The following is an 18,284-nucleotide window of genomic DNA, read 5'->3' as shown; positions in this document are numbered from 1 at the left end:
TCAGTACATCTCCGGCAAGGCGCGCCCGTCCAGCGGGACGCTGATCACCGCGCGCACGTTCACGCGGAAATCCGGCGGCAGCTCGGACATGCCGATGACGGCGAGCGGCGGAATGCGGTCCGCCAGCAGCTTGCGGATGTGCGGCCGCACGTCCTGCGCGCAGATCATGACCAGCGGCCCGTCCTGATGGGCGCTCAGGTAGGCGGCGGCGGTCTCGTCGAGGATCGCGTCGGTCAGGTCGGCATCGAGCGCGAGGAAGTCGCCATAGGCGGTCTGGCGGATGGCGGCGCGGATCTGGCCCTCGAGCTCGCTGTCGAACATGAGGGCGCGCAGCTCCTTGCGCGCCGCATTGGCGTCGCAGATCTCGCGCTGCAGGGCGGCCCTGACGCACTCGGTCAGCACGGAGGGATCCCGCTCGCGCGGTCCCCAGTCGATCAGCGCATTGATGATCATCGGCAGGTTGCGGATGCTGACGTTCTCCGCGAGCAGCCGGCGCAGCACCTCGGCCATCCGGCTGGCGGGGACGGCGCGTTCCAGTTCCTTGGCCACTTCCGGTGTCTTGCGGGCGCACCAGGCGGTGATCTTCTGCGTCTCCTCCATGCCGAAGTACATCGGACCGACGCGCAGCAGCGTTTCCTCGCAGAGTTCGTCCAGACGCTGCCAGCAATCCCTCAGATCCGTGGGCATGGGGTCCAGCGCGAGCGCCTCCGGCTCCGGCAACCAGATGCGCGGCGCGCAGGCCAGGCCGCCGCGCGCCTCCACCTGCTCCGCCGGCAGGCCCAGGTCGGCCGCGTCCCCGCGCGTCCAGCTGCAGGTCCGCAGGTCTTCCCTCAGCCACATCGAGAACACCGGCACCTCGCCGTGGCAGAACTCGAGGTCGGCATGTCCCAGCTCGACATCGGCATCGAAATCGATGGCCGGGGTCACCAGCGCCAGGCGTCGCACGAGCCGGTTGCGGACCTGACGGCAGAGGTTGAGCGCGCGCTGGGCGCGCTCGGGATCGATGCGGCTGCTGACCCGCAGCGCGAAGGGCCGCACGAGGTCGAAGTCGCGCAAGGCCTCCACTGCAGCGTCGCGCTCCTGCACCTCCTCGCGCTCCGCCCTGAGCTTGCGATGCATCATCGTGAGGCCGACCGTGGCGGAGCCCGTCGCCAGGCCGGCGAAGGCCAGCAGCGGCATGCCCGGCAGCAGTCCGAAGGCGAGCATCGCGGCGCTGGCCGTCACCCAGGCCTTGGGCTGGTGCAGCAGCTGGGCGGTCAACTCATTGCCGATCGCGCGCCCGCCCGTGGGCTTGGACACCCGCGTGACCAGCAGACCGGCGGTCATGGACATCAGCAGCGCCGGGATCTGCGCGACGAGCCCGTCGCCGATCGTCAGGATCGCGTAGACCTGCAGCGCCTCGGACGCCGGGATGCCGCGCTGGAAAACGCCCACCGACAGGCCGCCCAGCAGGTTGACCAGCACGATGACGATGCCGACGATGGCATCGCCCTTGGCGAACTTCATCGTGCCGTCCATCGCGCCGAAGAACTGGCTCTCCTCGGTCAGCGCGTCGCGCTGGGCCTTGGCCTCCTCCTGCGTGATGCCGCCCGCCTTGCGCTCCATGTCGATGGCCATCTGCCGGCCCGGCATCGCGTCCAATGAGAAACGCGCGCCCACCTCGGCGACGCGCTCGGATCCCTTCGTGATCACGATGAACTGCACCACGGTCAGCACCAGGAACACCACGAGGCCGACCACCAGGTTGCCGCCGACGACGATCTCGCCGAAGGCCGCGATGATGTGGCCGGCATCGGCGTTGAGCAGGATCTGCCGCGTGCTGGCCACGCTGAGCGCGACACGGAAGAGCGTGGTGACCAGGAACAGCGACGGGAACGACGACAGCCCGGTCGTCTGCTTCACCTGCATCACCAGCACGATCAGGAAGGCCGACACGCAGAGGTTGATCGCGATCAGCAGGTCCAGCAGCCACGTCGGGACCGGGAGCAGCATCGCGAAGACCACCGCGACGACCAGTGCGGTGACGACGACCTCGGCGCGCTCGCCGCGCGGCGCGATCTGCCGCGCCAAAGCCTGCGCCGGCGACAGGAACCCACTCGTCGGCGTGGGGGAAGCGGCGCCGGGCGTCGCGTGTCGAGGAGATGGCAGAGACATGATGGACGGTCAGTCGTGCGCTGTCGTCCGCGGTTCGCCACCTGAATCTGCTGGCTTGCTAGGCCACGGAGATGACGCGGCGGATGTCACGCGTCAATCCCTGTCGGTTCAGCAAGCCCTGCTCCGTCAGCTGGTCCGTGTTGGCCTGCTTCAGATCGGTCTTCACGAGGTGTTTGGTATTGGCGTTGAGCCACACGGCGTCCGGCAGCTTGGGGAGCTCGCCCAGCATCTCCCGACGAGCGCGCCGCAGCGCGTCGCCTTTGACATTCATGACCAGACCCATCTTTGCCAGCACGCCCTGCGGCGCCGGCGCCTGCATCACGTCAAGCAGCCAACGCGTCGTCTTGCGGACGTCCTCCAGGTTATCGGCGCCGGGCGCACCGGACTTCTTCCTCAGACCGATGCCGAACTGCTCCACCTGACGAACTTGCTGGACCATCCGGAGCAGGCTCAACGAGAGGAACACTTCCGCGCCGCGTGAGAGCCGCGGGTCGATGCGACCGCGAGAAAGCGCCAGGGCTTCCAACTGGTCGAGACCGTCGCGCCCCAAGCTGATGGCGGCATCGTTGATCAGCTTTTGCGTCGGCGGCGAGTGCGAGGCTGCCAGCAGGGCCGAGTCCGGCGCGACGGCCGCCTTGGCGCTGGCCGAAGAACCCGCCACGAGGCTCGTCCGCATCAATTGACGCACGGCGCTTTCGGCGTCGCTCTCCAGCTCGCTCATTCGAACGTCCAACCCGTTCGTGTCCGCTCCGGGCGGCAGCTTGCGCAGCGCCATTTCCATCAAGACCCTGCGCTCCGCCGGGGCGAAGCCACCCCTGTCCAGTTCCTCCAGGGCTGTCTCGCGGCTGCCCCGCGCCCAGAGCATCGCGAAACGCTCCGCCCGTTGACGGATCGACTGGAACGCCGGCTCGCCCGCGAGGTGCCGGATCAGCGCGTGGACCTCGTCGATGCGCATCAGGGCCTCGACGCGCTCCTCCTTCCGATCGCGCGCGTCGCGGGTCTCGTCGTGTGTTTCCGTCTCTGCACGCTCGCTGGTCCCGAAGGTGATCTCCTCGGCGCTGGCCCCGAGTCCTTGCGAGTTCAAGGCGGCGTCAGCGGCGACCCGGATCGCGGCACGGCGCTCGGCGAGCTGCGCCAGTTCGCGCGCCGACTCCAGGCTGCGATCCGGGCCGGATGGTCGGGAAAGGCTGGAATTGGAATTGGAATTGGCAAAGAGCCTGTCCCGGCGGAGCACCTCCTGGCCGGGATCGAAAGTGACAGGACTTGCGCGCGGGGTGATCGTGCTCATGGCGAATCTCGGGCAGTGGGAGGAGAAACTTTCAAGGGAGCGCGCGCGCCGTCACGATGAAGAGGCGCTCACGCTCGCTGTTCACGGCGCTGTCGCTGCGGAACAGCGCGCCGATCACGGGGATGGCCGACAGGCCCGGCACACGCGAATTGGCGACCTGGCGATCCTGTCGCCGGTAGCCGCCGACGACCAGCGATTCGCCGGGTTTCACCACGGCCTCGGTGCTGACCGCGCTGTTGCCGACGCTGGGCGTGCCCTGATCGGACGAGGCCTTCGTCAGTTGGCCATCCTCGATGTCCAGGGTGACGCGGATGCCCTGGGTCTCCGCGCCGCCGGCATCGTCGCCGACGATGCTGGGCGTCACCTTGAGCAGCGTGCCGGCGGTGATCGTGCGCAGGTCGGCGTTGCGTTCGCCGACGAGCTTCACGTAGGCCGACTGGTTCATGTCCAGCAGGGCACCGACGTTGTTCAAGGTCAGGACCGACGGACGCGACAGGACCTGCGCCTGCCCTCGGGACTCCAGCGCGCGGAGCCGCAAGGCGAGACGGTTCGAGGCCCAGAGCACCATCGTCGATCCCTTCACGCCGGTCTCGCCGGGGGAGGCGCCGATGTTCCCCTCGGCGCCGAGCGCGACCCGTGTGCTCCCCGAGCCCGCCTCGAGATCGACGGACCAGTCGCGCAAGGCGTCCGCGCTGACATCGAGGATGGTCACGTTGATCTCGATCAGGCGGCTGGGCACGTCCAGCACGTCGATGAGTTCGCGGTACTCCTCGCGACGGGACGGCAGGTCCCAGACCAGCACCGCGTTGAGCGGCGTGTAGGCCGCAATGGACGGGACGAAGTCGGGCTCGGCCGGATCGTTGCGATGAGTCGGGCGCTTTCGCAGGCCCGTCGGCTCGGCGAATGCGGGCAACGCGGTGTCCGCGTTGTCATTCCGCCCCGAAGCGCCGCCAGGGGCCGAGGGGGGCATCGGCAGTCGCGCGGCGGCAAGTCCTGCCAACGCAGCGCCGGGCGACGGCGCACCGCTGGAAAGCTCCCTCGCCAGTGCGGCCCAGGGGTCCTCGGCACCGGACAACGGAGAACCTGCGCCCCCGTCGCGCCCGCTTTCCCGCCCGATTTTTCCGAGTGTCGGAAAGTTCAAGGATCGGGTGTTCGGCAGCACCTGATTCAGCGTGGTCACCAGACCCGGCAGAGTGACGCTGCGTTCGCGCGTGCGCATCTCCCGGTCGGACGCGGACGCATGCTTCAGGCGGAAGACCATCAGCCGCGGGCGCTCCCGGCGCGGTGTCATGTCCGGCGGGACCGCGAGCACACGGCGGACCAGGGCGACATACGCGGGCGGGCCAGACACCAGCACGGTGGGCGGATCGGAATCGAACTCCCCCCAGCCGAAGCGGTTCTCGAACAGCCCGATGCCGACCAGCGCGTCCTTGGCGTCGGCGGGACTTTGGGGACCGAGGGAGATCCGCTCGCTGGTCGCCGTCGAGCGCGCCGATACGTGCAGGACGCCCTGGTAGACGAACCAGTCCAGGCCCTGTGCATCGCACAGGCGATCCAGGAACAGTGCCGGCGACAGGCCCTTGCCGCTCAGCCGCACCTGGCGCCGGCCCAGCGTCGGATCGGCGAGCTTCACCTCGAGGCCCATCGTCGAAGAAAAGCGCGCCAGGACCTGCGTCAGGGACAGCGCCTCATCGGCGCGGAAACTGTAGAGCGTGTCGCGCCAGGCGACCGGCGCGACCGCCATCGCCTCGGTGAGCGCAGGGCCCAGCGGACCGGCCAGCGCCATCGCGCACAGTGCGACGCGCAACGCGGATCCGATCGGCGTGGCAGAGCGTCTCATGTCAGCGCTGCTCGTTGAGGATCTTGCGCTCGATGCTTCGATGCATCTGGATCGCCGTGTTCATCGACACGTTGTCAGTCTGGATCTTCTGCTTGATGGCGATCGCCCGCTCCAGGTCCGCGGGACCGATGCGTTGCATCTCCTCGGCCAGCCGATTCGAGCTGGTCAGGGCCGTCCGTAGCAGACGTTGGGTGGAATTGATCTCAGTCATTCAAAAATCTCCGGAATGTCAGGGGAAGAAGAGAGTGACGTCGGCAGCACGTTGGGTAGCGCGCCGGGCAGCGCAGCGAGCAGCGCCTGGACGTTGTCGCCATAGCTGGCGTGGAGGCTGCCGGCGGCATGCGTCAGCACGCATTGGCCGCGCGTCAGCTGGGTATCCGGTGCGAGCGTCCAGCCGGCGTCGTCCGCGATGTGTTCCAGGCTCGCGATGTCGTCGGGGGCCGCGCGCAATTCGGCGACTCCCTCGCCGCGCGTCGCGCGCCATTCGTCACGCAGCAACCGGGCACTGGATCGCGCGGTCTGCTCCGCAGGCAGCTCAAGCAACAGTCGACGTGCCGCTTGGTGCGCGATCTCGATCAAGAAAATTTCGGCGGCCTCGATGAGTTGTTCACGCTCTCCGCGCATCGCGATCGCGATGCGCGTGGCGTCGGCCAGCGCCCGACGCCGGATTTCATCCGATTCGCGTGCGAGATCCTGCGCGGATTGCTCGCGCGTCCGTTGCCGCCAGCGGCGCTCGCGTTCACGCGCGGCTCGCAGCCGCCGCGCACAGGCCTGACGCGCCGCCTGGACCACCTCGGCCGCGGACCGCACCACGGCAAGGGACTCGCGCCGCAGGACGCCGACGCCCACGTCCTCGCCGTCCACATCATCGATGCGGACGGCGCAGCCGCTCAGCGGCAGACGACGGGAGATCCAGGCGGGGTTCATCTGGCCGCTAGTGGACGAACCGGCCGGCAGGGTTCCGCAGGCGGATCGGCAGCACAAGAACGGCATTCCCACGACATCGCACTGATCCGCACCTTCGCTTCCACGCCGCCGGTGACACCGGCGATCTGCTTCGATGCTTGCCGATCCGATCACCCGACCCGCGTCCGATTTCTCCACCGCCTCGCCCGCGCCGGCACACGCTTCACCATCGCGACTCCAGATCCCAAGCAGGGACGCCGACGACGTGCGCCTGCGCCAGCGGGTCAGGGGCGGCGTCGTGTGGGAGGTCGACGAGGTCGACAACAGCGATGTCCCGTGGTCCTCCTTTGAACTGCGACTGAGGTCCGACGGTGAGGACGCCGCGGCGGCTCCGGCCAACGACGGCCTCGCGCTCGACACGCCGCACGGCGTGCTCTTCCTGGAAGACGACACCTTCATCGCGATCGCCACAGGCGCGCACCTGCCCCAGGGCCTGAACCGCGACACGCGGGAGGGCCTCCTGCGCCTGGCCTGCGCTGCCTGGCCGGCGGCACTGTCCCGCGCGCTCGGTGGCACCCCGACGGCGCATCGGGGCGGACACGACATGCATCAAGCGGGCCCGCGTGGGCTCCGCACCCTGGTCTTGACGCTCGTCAGTCGCGATGGCGCGCGGCAGACCGTGCCGCTCCGCGCGTCGCCGCGCACGCTTCTGGCCTGCGCGACGACACCGGGCTGGCGCGCATTCCCGGCACGGCCCGCGATGCCGACTGCCATCGCGGGGATCTTCCTGGAGGCCGGCCTCGCGCTGGCGCGGGTCGCGATCTCCGCGTCGCGACTGCCGTCCCTGCGGCCCGGCGACGCCCTCTGGCTTCCCTCCGACGGGCAAGCGAAAAGCAGCCCGCTCTGCGTAGTTTGCGGGAGGCGACTAGTGCATTTAGGTCAGGTCGACCACCTCACACGTGAGTTCCAGGGATGGGGCTCAACGGGGGGGTCGCCGTCCAATTCCCCTCATGCCTTTTCACCCCCAACGGAGCCCCGCAACGTGGATGCTTTGACCGTAGACCTGGACTTCATCGTTGGCCGCGTCGCCATGACCGTCGGCGAACTGAGTGCGCTTGCCGCCGGCCAGATCGTCCCCCTGGAAGCGCTGACGCCCGCCTCGGTGCGCATCGTCGCGCACGGCACCGAGCTCGGCGCGGGACAACTGGTCGAGGTCGAGGGACGCCTGGCCGTCGAGATCCTCCAGTGGGGGAGCCCGCGGTGAACGGGGGCGGCCTCGACCCGGTCTCGCTGGCATTCCTGCTGGTGGGCCTGACGCTGCTGCCGCTGCTGCTGGTCTGCACGACGAGTTATCTGAAGATCTCCGTGGTGCTGATGATCGTGCGCAACGCGCTGGGCGTGCAACAGGTCCCGCCGACGATGGCCCTCAACGGCATGGCGCTCGCCGCCACGCTGTTCGTGATGGCCCCGGTGCTCAACGAGGTCGTGTCGCGGCTGCCCGTCGATTTCTTCCCCGGGTCCGGTCAGGCGCCACAGGCGCAAGACCTGACCCCCCAGCGCTCGAAGTCCGCCCGCGTCGGCCTGACCGAACTGGCCCATGCCTTCGAGCCGATGCGCGGCTTCATGCTGGCCAACACGCTGCCGGAGAAGCGGCAGAAATTCGTCGACCTGGCGCGCCAGCAATGGGGCACCCGCATGTCGGCGCCCGAGGGCAGCGACTACGTCGTGCTGATCCCCTGCTTCGTCGTGAGCGAGCTGGAACTGGCGCTGAAGGCCGGCTTCGTGCTGTACGTGCCCTTCGTCGTCATCGACCTGCTGCTGTCCAACCTGCTGCTCGCGCTGGGCATGCAGATGGTCTCGCCGATGGTGGTGTCGCTGCCGCTCAAGATCCTGCTGTTCGTGCTGCTCGACGGCTGGACGCGACTCTTCGACGGCCTGGTCCGTTCCTACGCCTGAGGAGCGCGCCGTGATCGAGACCATCGCGTTCTTCCAGAAAGGCCTGCTCCTGGTGATCTGGCTGTCGCTGCCACCGCTGATCGTGGCGGTGGTGGCGGGCGTGCTGGTCTCGCTGGTGCAGACCGTGCTGTCCATGCAGGACCAGAGCATCCCCTTCGCCGCGAAGCTGCTCGCCGTCGGCCTCGTGCTGGCGATGACCGGCCGCTGGATGGCGCTGCAGCTGCTGGCGCTGGGCGACCAGGCCCTCGCGGCGCTGGTCACCTTCGGAGGTCGGCCATGACGGCCCTGGCGCGAACGACGCGCATGCCCTCCGCACTGCCCCCGTTTCCCCCTGCGCGCCTGGCGCGGCGCGACCTCTCCTCTGTTCCAGGGAGCCCCCGGCTCCGGAAGATTCCCCTCGTGCTCGCGCCGACACCGAGCCGAACGGGGATCCGGACCTTCTTCGAGTCTGTCTATGAACCACTCCACCGAAGCCAATGACCACAACACGGATTCCGGCGAGGCCGTCGAGCAGGTCGAACTGCTCGAGCAGGCCGGGCCCACCGAACCGTCCGAACCGTCAGAGCAGGGCGAGCCGATCGAGCCCGTGGACCCGGAACTCGTCAAGCAACGCCAGCAGCTGGTGCTGACCCACATCGTCAAGATCGCCCGCGATTCGCGCAGCGACTCCAGCAAGCTCAAACGATTCCTGCGGCGCTACGAGCGCTCGCCCGGAGAGCTCGACGACATCATCCAGGATGCGATGCTGGAAGCGACGCGCTGCGCCGACCGTTTCCAGGCGCGATCGTCGGTGGAGACCTGGTTCTTCGGGATCGCCGCGAACGTCGCCCGCAATCACGTGGCGCGCTGCTCCAAGCGCAGCGGCCAGATGGAGAGCCTGGATGAATCGCCGCACATGATGGACGCGGAATCGGCGCACCGGCCGCGCGACTCCTCGATGGACGTCAGCCAGCAGGTCGCCTACCGGCAACTGGCCGGCATCGTCGACATGACCCTGTCCGGACTGTCGCCGGACCTGCGCGGCACCTTCGACCTGGCCTGCCTGCAGGAAGAGTCCTACCGCGATGTCGCGGAGATCCAGGCGATCCCGATCGGCACGGTGCGCTCGCGCGTGAACCGCGTCCGCACGCTGCTGCGCTCGCGGTTGAAGCAGGGTTTCGCCGACTACGCGACCTGAGTCGCGACCGGCGCGCCACCTGACGCGCGAGTCGCTACGCACCGCAAGCGCCCCCATGAGGGGCGCTTTGCGTTTGGCCCCGCCGACCGGAGACCCTCACGCCCGATCACGCCATCCAGCGGATCGCCAGCTGGGTCAGCACCAGCGCCAGGAGGAAGCCACCGACGCCCCACAGCAGTGCCTGCAGGAGGTGATTGGTGCGGCGCTGCTCCACCAGCAGCTGACGCGTCAGGTCGGCATGGCCGTCCTCGGCGCGCTGGCGCAGCACCTCGTGCATCAGCCGGGGGAACTCCGGGACCATCTGCGCGAAGCGCGGCGCCTCCTTCTTCAACTGGCGCAGGAACGCTCGCCAGCCGATCTGCTCGTCCATCCAGCGCTCGAGGAAGGGCTTGGCCGTCGCCCAGAGGTCCAGCTCCGGATCCAGCTGCCTACCCAAACCTTCAATGTTGAGCAGCGTTTTTTGCAGCAAAACCAGCTGCGGCTGGATCTCCACGTTAAATCTTCGTGAGATCTGAAACAGGCGCATCAAGACCTGACCCAGCGAAATGTCCTTCAGCGGCTTGTCGAAATGCGGCTCGCACACCGTGCGCACCGCGCCTTCGAGCTCATCGACGCGGGTCTCGGGCGGCACCCAGCCGGATTCGATGTGCAGCTCGGCCACGCGCTTGTAGTCGCGGCGGAAGAACGCGATGAAGTTCTGCGCCAGGTAGTCCTTGTCGACCCCGTTCAGCGTGCCGATGATGCCGAAGTCCAGCGCGATGTAACGGCCGAAGGTCTGCGGATCCAGGCTGACCTGGATGTTCCCGGGATGCATGTCGGCGTGGAAGAAGCCGTCGCGGAACACCTGCGTGAAGAAGATCGTGACGCCGTCGCGGGCCAGCTTCCTGATGTCGACGCCCGCCTCGCGCAGCCGCTCCAGCTGCGAGATCGGCACGCCGCGCATGCGCTCCATGACGATGACTTCGCTGCGGCAGAGCTCCCAGATCATCTCCGGCACCATCACCAGCTGCAGGTCCTGCATGTTGCGACGGAGCTGGGCCGCGTTGGCGGCCTCGCGCACCAGGTCCAGCTCGTCGTGCAGGTAGGTGTTGAACTCCCCGACCACCTCGCGCGGCTTCAGCCGCCGGCCGTCGGCGGAGAAGCGCTCCACCCAGCCCGCCAGCGTGCGCATGAGCGCCAGGTCGTCCTCGATGATGTCGAGCATGCCTGGCCGCAGCACCTTGACGGCGACTTCACGCCCGTCATGCAGCGTCCCGAAGTGCACCTGCGCGATCGACGCGCTGGCCACCGGCTCGGCGTCGAAGGTGGCGAACAGGTCCTCGATGCGGCGGCCGAAGGCGCGCTCGATCAGCTCGCGCGACAGCTCGGCGGGGAACGGCGGCACGTTGTCCTGCAGCCGCGACAGCTCCTCGATCATGTCGGGCGGCACCAGGTCGCGCCGCGTGGACAGCAGCTGGCCGAACTTGACGAAGATCGGCCCCAACCGCTCCAGCGCCAGCCGCAGCCGCACGCCGCGCGGCTGGTCCCAGGCGCGGCCGACCGTGATCAGCCGGCGCAGGAAGCGGAAGCGGCGGCGCTTGAGCGTGGACAGCGCCAGCTCATCCAGTCCGTGTCGATAGAGGGTCCAGACGATGACCAGCAGGCGGGACAGATACCTCATGCCTGGACCTGGTTGACGGACCTCATGCCCGGCCCTGGCCGTCTGGCATGAAACGGCCCGCCGTGCGGGCCAGCGTCGCCATCGCCGTGGCCGCGGCGCGGCCGAAGCGGCCGAGCTGGTGCGCCACGGCCGGACCGGTGATGGCGGCAAGGTCGTCCTCGATGTCCCAGCGCACGTGATCGATCAGCCAGTTGAAGTCGCCGGCGAGTTGCGCGTCGCCCTGCACCCGCACATCCGGACGCGCGCCGGACAGCGCCGCGAAGGCCGCGGCGGCGGGGTTGGAGGCGTCCAGCTCGATGAGCAGGTCCGCTTCTTGCCTAGGGGCATCCTCGTCGCCCATCCGTTCCAGAAGACCGGCCGGGGTGACGCGCAACCGCAGATCCGGTGCGGCCGGCAGCATCGCCGGCCAGCCGGCCAGCCGCAGTCGCAAGGTCTTGCCCGTATGCGGGGCCAGACGTGCGGTGGCGACCGGCTCGCGGGACATGACATGGTTGAGCAACAGGGTGATGCGATCCTGGACTGCGGGGGCGAGGAGCTTGGACCATTCTTGAAGCATGGGACCGATTGTAGGCAGGCCGCGAGAGCGGTCCGTCCACGGCGGAACCGGTGACAAGCTAGGGGGTCCGGTTACGAGTCCGTGCAACGAATTGAGCGAGAATTTCCGGCTCTTGGCCGGGGAAGGACCACTGGGTGATGTTTGAGGACCGAAATTACAAAAGAACCTTCTACAGCGCGCCGCAGTCGGTCCAATCCTTCATCGCGGCCTTCCTGGAACCGACCCTGATCGTTTTGGTCTACCTCACCCTGCTGGCCTGGTTCGGCGAGCCGGTGATGCGTTCCACGTACACGCTGTGCATGCTGGTGTTCGCGCTGACCTTCCCGGGGCGCAACCGCTTCGCGGATCATCCCGCCAGCGCGGTCACCGACATCGTCGGTTCCTGGTTGATGCTGCTGCTGATCCTGGGCATGTTCGCCTACGCGACCAGCAGCTTCCATTACTTCGAGCGGCCGGTGCTGCTGTGGTGGGCGCTGCTGACGCCGCTGGCGCAGATCGTCGCGGTCGAGATCGGCCGCCGCGTGCTGCGCTGGCGTTCGCGCCAGCCGTGGATCCGCCGCACCGCGGTGATCATCGGCGCGGGACCGCTGGGGGCGAAGGTGGCGCGGGCGCTGCAGTTCGGCCCCGTCGGCGGGGCGGACTGCCTGGGCTTCTTCGAGGACCGCACCGACGACCGGCTGCATCCCGACTGCCTGGGACGCGTGCTGGGCACGCTGCCGCAGCTCAGCGACTACGTCCGCACGCACGGCGTGCGCGAGGTCTACATCACGCTGCCGCTGGGCTCGCAACCGCGCATCCTGCGTCTGCTGGAACAGCTGCAGGGCACGACCGCGTCGCTGTTCTTCGTCCCCGACGTGTTCGGCATCAGCATCATCCAGGGCCGGCTGCAGGACGTGAACGGCGTGCCCGTCGTCGGCATCCTGGAGACGCCGTTCACCGGCGTGAACGAGGTCGTCAAGCGCATCAGCGACATCGTGCTGGCGTCGCTGATCCTGGTGCTGATCTCGCCGATCCTGGTGATGCTGGCCATCGGCGTGAAGATGAGCTCGCCCGGACCGGTGATCTTCCGCCAGCGCCGCAACGGCCTGGATGGCGAGGAGATCATGGTCTACAAGTTCCGCTCGATGCGCTCGATGGACAACGGCGCGGTCGTCAAGCAGGCGACCAAGGGCGACTCTCGGATCACGCCGTTCGGCGCCTTCATCCGCAAGACCTCGCTGGACGAGCTGCCGCAGTTCGTCAACGTGCTGCAGGGACGCATGAGCATCGTCGGACCGCGTCCGCACGCGGTCGCGCACAACGAGGAATACCGCCAGATCATCAAGGCCTACATGGTCCGCCACAAGGTCAAGCCGGGCATCACCGGCTGGGCCCAGGTCAACGGCCTGCGCGGCGAGACCGACACCGTGGACAAGATGAAGGCGCGCGTCGAATACGATCTGGAGTACCTGCGCAACTGGTCACTGGGCCTGGATCTCCAGATCATCGTGCGGACCGTCCGGTTGATGCTGTTCGATCGCCATGCCTATTGATGGCGACCACCGATGGCGACCACCGATGACGACGACAAGAAAGGCACTCCACCGATGAAGCGACTCCACCGCCTGGCCCTGCCGGCCGCCCTGCTCGCCACCGCCTCCGGGACCGCCTGGGCGCAGAGCGATGTCGGCAGCCCCTGGTACCTCGGGGCTTCGCTGGGTCACTACTACACGGACAACGTGTTCCGCTCGAACGCCGCCTCCAACAGCGACCAGCTGACCTCGCTGAGCCTGCTGGCCGGCGCCGACACGCGGCTGGGCCGCCAGCGCGTGCACGCCGACGCGCGCTTCAACGACACGCGCTACCAGCACAACAGCTCGCTGGACAACCGCGGCTACAACATCGACACCGGCCTGGACTGGGAGACCGCGGGCAACCTGTCCGGCACGCTGGACTACACCACCGCGCGCACGCTGGCCGACTTCAACAGCAACACCGGCATTGCCCCGACCACCGAGCGCAACCTGCAGACCGACCGCAGCCTGGGCGGCAGCATCCGTCTGGGCCTGCCCAACCTGTCGCCGTTCACGCTGGAAGGCACCTTCTCCCGCCGGGAGCGCGACTACTCGCTGGCGCTCTGGGACAGCCAGGAGTACCGCCAGAACATGTCCTCGCTGGGCGTGCTCTACAACGCCAGCAGCGCCTGGCGCTTCGGCGTGGCGGGCCGCTACACCAAGGGTCGCGTGCCGTCCAACGGCTTCGAGTGGAACCGCAAGGACATCGACCTCACGGCGCGGTGGCGCGCCACCGGCTCCAGCAGCCTGGACGCGCGGATCAGCCGCAGCACTTCGGACTCCTTCACCGGGGTCACGGGCTCGCTGAGCTGGAACCTGTCCCCGGGCGGCCGCTGGTCGCTCAACACCAAGCTGTCGCGCGACACCGGCGTCGAGGCCTACTACCTCGGCATCAACAACGGCCTGGCCGACTTCAACCGCGTGCAGACGGCGCTGCAGTCTCAGCTCAGCTACCGCCTGAGCGGCAAGGTCACTGCCACGGCCGGCCTGGGCATCACCAAGCTGAGCCGCAACGGCGACATCGCCCTGCCCGGCGCGGGCGCCAAGGACGACTCCAAGCAGTACAGCCTGGGCCTGGCCTGGGAAGCGCTGCGCAACGTCACCCTCGGTTGCTCATACACACGCTTCGATCGCAGCACGTCCAACGTGCTGTACTCCTACAACGCCTACACCGCCGGCTGCTACGTGCAAGGCATGATCCGCTGAGACCCGGGACCCCTTCATGGCCAACGACACCATCCTGCTGACCGGCGCGACCGGCTACATCGGCTCCCACACGTGGCTCGCGCTGCTGGCCGCGGGCTACCGCGTGGTCGGCGTGGACAACTTCAGCAACAGCTCGCCCAAGGTGCTGGAGCGGCTGACCGAACTCAGCGGCCAGACGCCGCTGTTCGAGAAGCTCGACGTCTGCGACGGCGCGGCGCTGGACGCCGTGTTCAGCGAGTACCAGCCCGCGGCGGTGGTGCACTTCGCCGCCTACAAGGCGGTCGGCGAGTCCACGACCAAGCCGCTGAGCTACTACCGCAACAACCTCGACGGCCTGCTGACCGTCTGCGAGACCATGCGCCGCCACGAGTGCAAGCGCATCGTCTTCTCGTCCAGCGCCACCGTCTACGGCCAGCCCAGGACGCTGCCGCTGCGCGAGGACGCGGACCTGATGGCCGTCAACCCGTACGGCGCGACCAAACTGATCGGCGAAGGCATCCTGCGCGACCTGGGTGCGTCGGATCCGCGCTGGCAGACCGCCTGCCTGCGCTACTTCAACCCGGTCGGCGCGCACGAGAGCGGCCGCATCGGCGAGGACCCGCGCGGCATCCCCAACAACCTGATGCCCTACGTGACGCAGGTGGCCGTGGGCCGGCGCGCGAAGCTGTCGGTCTTCGGCGACGACTACGACACCCCCGACGGCACCGGCGTGCGCGACTACATCCACGTCGTCGACCTGGCCGAAGGACACGTCGCGGCGCTGGACTTCCTGGTGCGCGGCGACGAGTCGATCTGGGTCAACCTCGGCACCGGCCGCGGCTACAGCGTGCTGGAACTGGTCAACGCCTTCGCCGCCGCCAGCGGCCGTGAAGTGCCCTACGAGATCGTCGCCCGCCGCCCGGGCGACGTCGCCGCCTGCTACGCCGATCCGGCGCTGGCGCGTGAGAAGCTCGGCTGGACCGCCCGGTTCGACCTGCAGCGCATGTGCGAGGACAGCTGGCGCTGGCAGTCGGCCAATCCCAACGGTTTCGAAGGCTGAGCGGGCCCTCGACGGCCCTCCGATTTCCAATTCAACAGGCGCGGCACGAAGCGGCCGCGCGCGACTGGCAGGGAGCAGTAACTTGAGCAAGACCTCGAACAGCATCGATGTGCAACCGGTGATCATGGCGGGCGGCAGCGGCACACGGCTGTGGCCGCTCTCGCGCGCGGGCTACCCGAAGCAGTTCCTGGTGCTGAGCGGCAACAACAGCCTGTTCCAGCAGGCCGCGGAGCGCCTGGCCGCACTGTCCGCCGAGGACATCGCGGTGAAGGCGCCCATCGTCGTCGGCAACGAGGAGCATCGCTTCATGGTGCTGGACCAGCTGCGTGAGCAGAAGCTCTCGCCCGGCGCCGTCGTGCTGGAGCCGGTCGGCCGCAACACCGCGCCGGCCATCACGCTGGCGGCGCTGCAGGCGATCGAGGGCGGCGAGGACCCGGTGCTCGTCGTCACCCCGGCGGATCAGACCGTCACCGACAGCCCGGCCTTCACCGCCGCGCTGCAGGACGCCGTGCGTCAGGCCAGCGACGGCGCGATCGTGATCCTGGGCATCACGCCCGACCGTGCGGAGACGGGCTACGGCTACATCCGCGCCGGTGCCGAAGGCGCCGGCCTGCGCGTCGAGGCCTTCGTCGAGAAGCCCGACGCCGCGACCGCGCAGAAGTACCTCGACCAGGGCGGCTACTACTGGAACAGCGGCATGTTCGTGCTGCGCGCCAGCGTCTGGCTGCAGGCGCTGCAGCAGTTCCGTCCCGACATCGACCAGGCCACCCGCGTCGCCTTCGCCGCCAAGGCGGTGGACGGGGCCTTCGTGCGCCCGGCCAAGGAAGCCTTCGCGGCCGTGCCGTCGGAATCCATCGACTACGCCGTGATGGAGCGCTGCCCCGGCAGCGCGATCGCGCTGCGCATGGTGCCGCTGGACGCCGGCTGGAACGACCTGGGCGCCTGGGAAGCGGTCTGGCAGGTCGCCGACAAGGACGAATCCGGCAACGCCAGCCGCGGCGACGCGATCATCGCGGACAGCCGCAACACGCTGGTGCACGCCACCAGCCGGCTGGTGTCCGCGGTGGGGCTGGACAACATCGTCGTGGTCGAGACGCCGGACGCGGTGCTGGTCGCCGACCGCAGCAAGAGCCAGGACGTCAAGAAGATCGTCAACCAGCTGACCGCCAGCCAGCGCGACGAGCAGACCCTGCACCGCAAGGTGCACCGCCCCTGGGGCTGGTACGACAGCATCGACATGGGCGAGCGCTTCCAGGTCAAGCGCATCATGGTCAAGCCCGGCGCCTCGCTGAGCCTGCAGATGCACCACCACCGCGCGGAGCACTGGATCGTCGTGCAGGGCACGGCCGAGATCGTCAACGGCGACAAGACGCTGCTGCTGACCGAGAACCAGTCGACCTACATCCCGCTGGGCCAGGTGCACCGGCTGTCCAACCCGGGCAAGCTGCCGCTGGAGATCATCGAGGTCCAGTCCGGCTCCTACCTGGGCGAGGACGACATCGTGCGATACCAGGACACCTACGGCCGCAACTGATCCCCTGACCCTCACCCGGGGGGACGGGAGGGGCGGCGACACGAAAGTCGGGTGAAAGTCGGATACAAAGCCGTCCTCGGAAAGAACAGGAGAAGGCCGTGTCCGTGATCGCCGTCGTCGGGTTGGGATATGTGGGACTGCCGCTGGTGGTCGAGTTCGGCAAGCACGGTCGCACGATCGGGTTCGACATCGCGGTGGACAAGGTCGCCAAGTGCCGCGCCGGCACCGACCCCTCGCGCGAATTGACCGACGAGGAAGTCCGCGCCGCCGTCCACGCCGAGTACCACAGCGACCCGGCCTGCCTGGCCGAGGCCGACGTCATCATCGTCGCCGTGCCCACGCCGGTGGACCAGGCCCACATCCCCGATTTCAAGCCGCTGATCGGCTCCTCGACCAGCGTCGGGCGTCACATGAAGCGCGGCGCGGTCGTGGTCTACGAATCGACGGTGTACCCCGGCGCGACCGAGGAGGTCTGCATCCCCGTGTTGGAGCGCGAATCCGGCTTGAAGTGGAAGCAGGACTTCTTCGTCGGCTACAGCCCGGAGCGCATCAACCCGGGCGACAAGGAACACACGCTGACGAAGATCCTCAAGATCGTCTCCGGCGACACGCCGGAGACGCTGGACGTCGTCGCCAAGACCTACGAGAAGATCATCGTCCCGGGCGTGCACCGCGCGTCCAGCATCAAGACGGCCGAGGCCGCCAAGGTCATCGAGAACACGCAGCGCGACCTGAACATCGCGCTGATGAACGAACTGGCGATCATCTTCGAGCGCATCGGCCTGGACACCTCCGAGGTGCTGGAGGCCGCCGGCACGAAGTGGAACTTCCTGAAGTTCAAGCCGGGACTGGTCGGCGGCCATTGCATCGGCGTGGACCCCTACTACCTGACCCACAAGGCCGACATGCTGGGCTACCACCCGCAGGTCATCCTGGCGGGCCGGCGCATCAACGACGGCATGGGCAAGTTCATCGCGGAGCAGACCATCAAGCAGATGATCGCCGCAGGCTCGCACGTCAAGGGCGCCAAGGTCAACGTGCTGGGCCTGACCTTCAAGGAGGACTGCGGCGACCTGCGCAACTCCAAGGTGATCGACATCATCCAGGAGCTGCGCACCTACGGCGTCGAGGTCTTCGTGACAGACCCGGCCGCCGAGGCCGACGAGGCGATGCACGAGTACGGCGTGCAGCTGCACGCCTACGAGGACCTGCCCCGCGCCGACGCGATCGTGGCCGCGGTCGCCCACCGCGAGTACAAGGCGCTGGCCGTCGCGGAGCTCGCCGGCAAGCTGGTCGAAGGCGGTGCCTTCATCGACGTGAAGGCCGCGTTTAACAGCGACAATCTGCGCGCGGCCGGCCTGCGGGTCTGGCGACTGTGACGGCTGGCGGCGCTGGGGCGCCGCCGTCCCGTCACG

Annotated in this window: 16 protein-coding genes; 9 read left to right on the top strand and 7 right to left on the bottom strand. The window is 68.4% G+C overall.

All coding sequences use genetic code 11. From position 1 onward, the window contains the following. From ABE85_RS25905 to ABE85_RS28175, 5 genes are read right to left on the bottom strand one after another with little or no spacing between them, the layout of a single operon-like run. Positions 1 to 2,154, bottom strand: a complete 2,154-nt coding sequence (locus ABE85_RS25905; protein WP_082939117.1) for a flagellar biosynthesis protein FlhA — start codon at positions 2,152 to 2,154, stop codon at positions 1 to 3. A 58-nt stretch (positions 2,155 to 2,212) separates the two neighbouring features. Continuing rightward, the gene (locus tag ABE85_RS25900) at positions 2,213 to 3,442 is read right to left on the bottom strand and encodes a hypothetical protein (RefSeq protein ID WP_067283673.1); all 1,230 of its coding nucleotides are present in this window, start codon (positions 3,440 to 3,442) and stop codon (positions 2,213 to 2,215) included. Between the two features lie 31 nt (positions 3,443 to 3,473). After that, positions 3,474 to 5,282 carry a type III secretion system outer membrane ring subunit SctC gene (sctC, locus tag ABE85_RS25895; protein WP_067283669.1) on the bottom strand — a complete coding sequence of 603 codons (1,809 nt, stop codon included), beginning with the start codon at positions 5,280 to 5,282 and terminating at the stop codon, positions 3,474 to 3,476. Between the two features lies 1 nt (position 5,283). Continuing rightward, complete coding sequence (locus ABE85_RS25890; RefSeq protein WP_067283668.1) at positions 5,284 to 5,493, bottom strand: hypothetical protein; 210 nt, start codon at positions 5,491 to 5,493, stop codon at positions 5,284 to 5,286. After that, complete coding sequence (locus ABE85_RS28175) at positions 5,490 to 6,209, bottom strand: FliH/SctL family protein (RefSeq protein WP_067283667.1); 720 nt, start codon at positions 6,207 to 6,209, stop codon at positions 5,490 to 5,492. The genes ABE85_RS25890 and ABE85_RS28175 overlap by 4 nt, the downstream gene beginning before the upstream one ends. A 133-nt stretch (positions 6,210 to 6,342) precedes the next feature. Here ABE85_RS28175 and ABE85_RS25880 point away from each other — a divergent pair, with 133 nt between their 5' ends. The 4 genes from ABE85_RS25880 to ABE85_RS25865 all read left to right on the top strand — a co-directional run bounded on the left by ABE85_RS25880 (position 6,343) and on the right by ABE85_RS25865 (position 9,321). Further along, complete coding sequence (locus ABE85_RS25880) at positions 6,343 to 7,452, top strand: FliM/FliN family flagellar motor switch protein (RefSeq protein WP_067283666.1); 1,110 nt, start codon at positions 6,343 to 6,345, stop codon at positions 7,450 to 7,452. Beyond that, positions 7,449 to 8,144 carry a type III secretion system export apparatus subunit SctR gene (gene sctR / locus ABE85_RS25875; protein ID WP_067283991.1) on the top strand — a complete coding sequence of 232 codons (696 nt, stop codon included), beginning with the start codon at positions 7,449 to 7,451 and terminating at the stop codon, positions 8,142 to 8,144. Before ABE85_RS25880 ends, sctR begins: the two co-directional genes overlap by 4 nt. A 10-nt stretch (positions 8,145 to 8,154) precedes the next feature. Further along, positions 8,155 to 8,424: a type III secretion system export apparatus subunit SctS gene (gene sctS / locus ABE85_RS25870; RefSeq protein ID WP_409072598.1), complete on the top strand. Its 270-nt coding sequence runs from the start codon at positions 8,155 to 8,157 to the stop codon at positions 8,422 to 8,424. A 174-nt stretch (positions 8,425 to 8,598) separates the two neighbouring features. Next, complete coding sequence (locus ABE85_RS25865; protein WP_067283665.1) at positions 8,599 to 9,321, top strand: sigma-70 family RNA polymerase sigma factor; 723 nt, start codon at positions 8,599 to 8,601, stop codon at positions 9,319 to 9,321. 106 nt (positions 9,322 to 9,427) lie between these two features. Here ABE85_RS25865 and ubiB read toward each other — a convergent pair whose 3' ends face one another. Together ubiB and ABE85_RS25855 are read right to left on the bottom strand one after the other, a co-directional pair. Next, entirely contained in the window at positions 9,428 to 10,981 is a 1,554-nt protein-coding gene (gene ubiB / locus ABE85_RS25860; RefSeq protein WP_067283663.1) for a ubiquinone biosynthesis regulatory protein kinase UbiB, read from the bottom strand. 22 nt (positions 10,982 to 11,003) lie between these two features. Continuing rightward, positions 11,004 to 11,537 (bottom strand): hypothetical protein, encoded by a 534-nt coding sequence (locus ABE85_RS25855; RefSeq protein WP_067283662.1) that lies wholly within the window; start codon positions 11,535 to 11,537, stop codon positions 11,004 to 11,006. Between the two features lie 137 nt (positions 11,538 to 11,674). Here ABE85_RS25855 and ABE85_RS25850 point away from each other — a divergent pair, with 137 nt between their 5' ends. The 5 genes from ABE85_RS25850 to ABE85_RS25830 all read left to right on the top strand — a co-directional run bounded on the left by ABE85_RS25850 (position 11,675) and on the right by ABE85_RS25830 (position 18,248). Next, on the top strand, positions 11,675 to 13,069 hold the full coding sequence (locus ABE85_RS25850; RefSeq protein ID WP_082939116.1) for an undecaprenyl-phosphate glucose phosphotransferase: 1,395 nt from the start codon (positions 11,675 to 11,677) through the stop codon (positions 13,067 to 13,069). 54 nt (positions 13,070 to 13,123) lie between these two features. Continuing rightward, positions 13,124 to 14,296, top strand: a complete 1,173-nt coding sequence (locus ABE85_RS25845; RefSeq protein WP_157523198.1) for a hypothetical protein — start codon at positions 13,124 to 13,126, stop codon at positions 14,294 to 14,296. Between the two features lie 16 nt (positions 14,297 to 14,312). Further along, positions 14,313 to 15,335 carry a UDP-glucose 4-epimerase GalE gene (galE, locus tag ABE85_RS25840; protein WP_067283658.1) on the top strand — a complete coding sequence of 341 codons (1,023 nt, stop codon included), beginning with the start codon at positions 14,313 to 14,315 and terminating at the stop codon, positions 15,333 to 15,335. 124 nt (positions 15,336 to 15,459) lie between these two features. Beyond that, entirely contained in the window at positions 15,460 to 16,869 is a 1,410-nt protein-coding gene (locus ABE85_RS25835) for a mannose-1-phosphate guanylyltransferase/mannose-6-phosphate isomerase (RefSeq protein ID WP_067283984.1), read from the top strand. A gap of 98 nt (positions 16,870 to 16,967) precedes the next feature. Then, on the top strand, positions 16,968 to 18,248 hold the full coding sequence (locus tag ABE85_RS25830; RefSeq protein ID WP_067283656.1) for a nucleotide sugar dehydrogenase: 1,281 nt from the start codon (positions 16,968 to 16,970) through the stop codon (positions 18,246 to 18,248). Positions 18,249 to 18,284: the final 36 nt, after the last annotated feature.

The organism is Mitsuaria sp. 7 (assembly GCF_001653795.1).
Classification (GTDB): domain Bacteria; phylum Pseudomonadota; class Gammaproteobacteria; order Burkholderiales; family Burkholderiaceae_C; genus Roseateles.
The sequence above is the reverse complement of the archived record's forward strand: the minus strand, read 5'-3'. Positions and strand labels throughout refer to the sequence as shown.

Excerpts from the sequence above, each read along its gene's own strand:
- ABE85_RS25905 (WP_082939117.1), bottom strand. The coding sequence starts at position 2,154 with ATGTCTCTGCCATCTCCTCGACACGCGACGCCCGGCGCCGCTTCCCCC.
- ABE85_RS25900 (WP_067283673.1), bottom strand. The coding sequence starts at position 3,442 with ATGAGCACGATCACCCCGCGCGCAAGTCCTGTCACTTTCGATCCCGGC.
- sctC (WP_067283669.1), bottom strand. The coding sequence starts at position 5,282 with ATGAGACGCTCTGCCACGCCGATCGGATCCGCGTTGCGCGTCGCACTG.
- ABE85_RS25890 (WP_067283668.1), bottom strand. The coding sequence starts at position 5,493 with ATGACTGAGATCAATTCCACCCAACGTCTGCTACGGACGGCCCTGACC.
- ABE85_RS28175 (WP_067283667.1), bottom strand. The coding sequence starts at position 6,209 with ATGAACCCCGCCTGGATCTCCCGTCGTCTGCCGCTGAGCGGCTGCGCC.
- ABE85_RS25880 (WP_067283666.1), top strand. The coding sequence starts at position 6,343 with ATGCTTGCCGATCCGATCACCCGACCCGCGTCCGATTTCTCCACCGCC.
- ABE85_RS25865 (WP_067283665.1), top strand. The coding sequence starts at position 8,599 with ATGAACCACTCCACCGAAGCCAATGACCACAACACGGATTCCGGCGAG.
- ubiB (WP_067283663.1), bottom strand. The coding sequence starts at position 10,981 with ATGAGGTATCTGTCCCGCCTGCTGGTCATCGTCTGGACCCTCTATCGA.
- ABE85_RS25855 (WP_067283662.1), bottom strand. The coding sequence starts at position 11,537 with ATGCTTCAAGAATGGTCCAAGCTCCTCGCCCCCGCAGTCCAGGATCGC.
- ABE85_RS25850 (WP_082939116.1), top strand. The coding sequence starts at position 11,675 with ATGTTTGAGGACCGAAATTACAAAAGAACCTTCTACAGCGCGCCGCAG.
- ABE85_RS25845 (WP_157523198.1), top strand. The coding sequence starts at position 13,124 with ATGAAGCGACTCCACCGCCTGGCCCTGCCGGCCGCCCTGCTCGCCACC.
- galE (WP_067283658.1), top strand. The coding sequence starts at position 14,313 with ATGGCCAACGACACCATCCTGCTGACCGGCGCGACCGGCTACATCGGC.
- ABE85_RS25835 (WP_067283984.1), top strand. The coding sequence starts at position 15,460 with ATGGCGGGCGGCAGCGGCACACGGCTGTGGCCGCTCTCGCGCGCGGGC.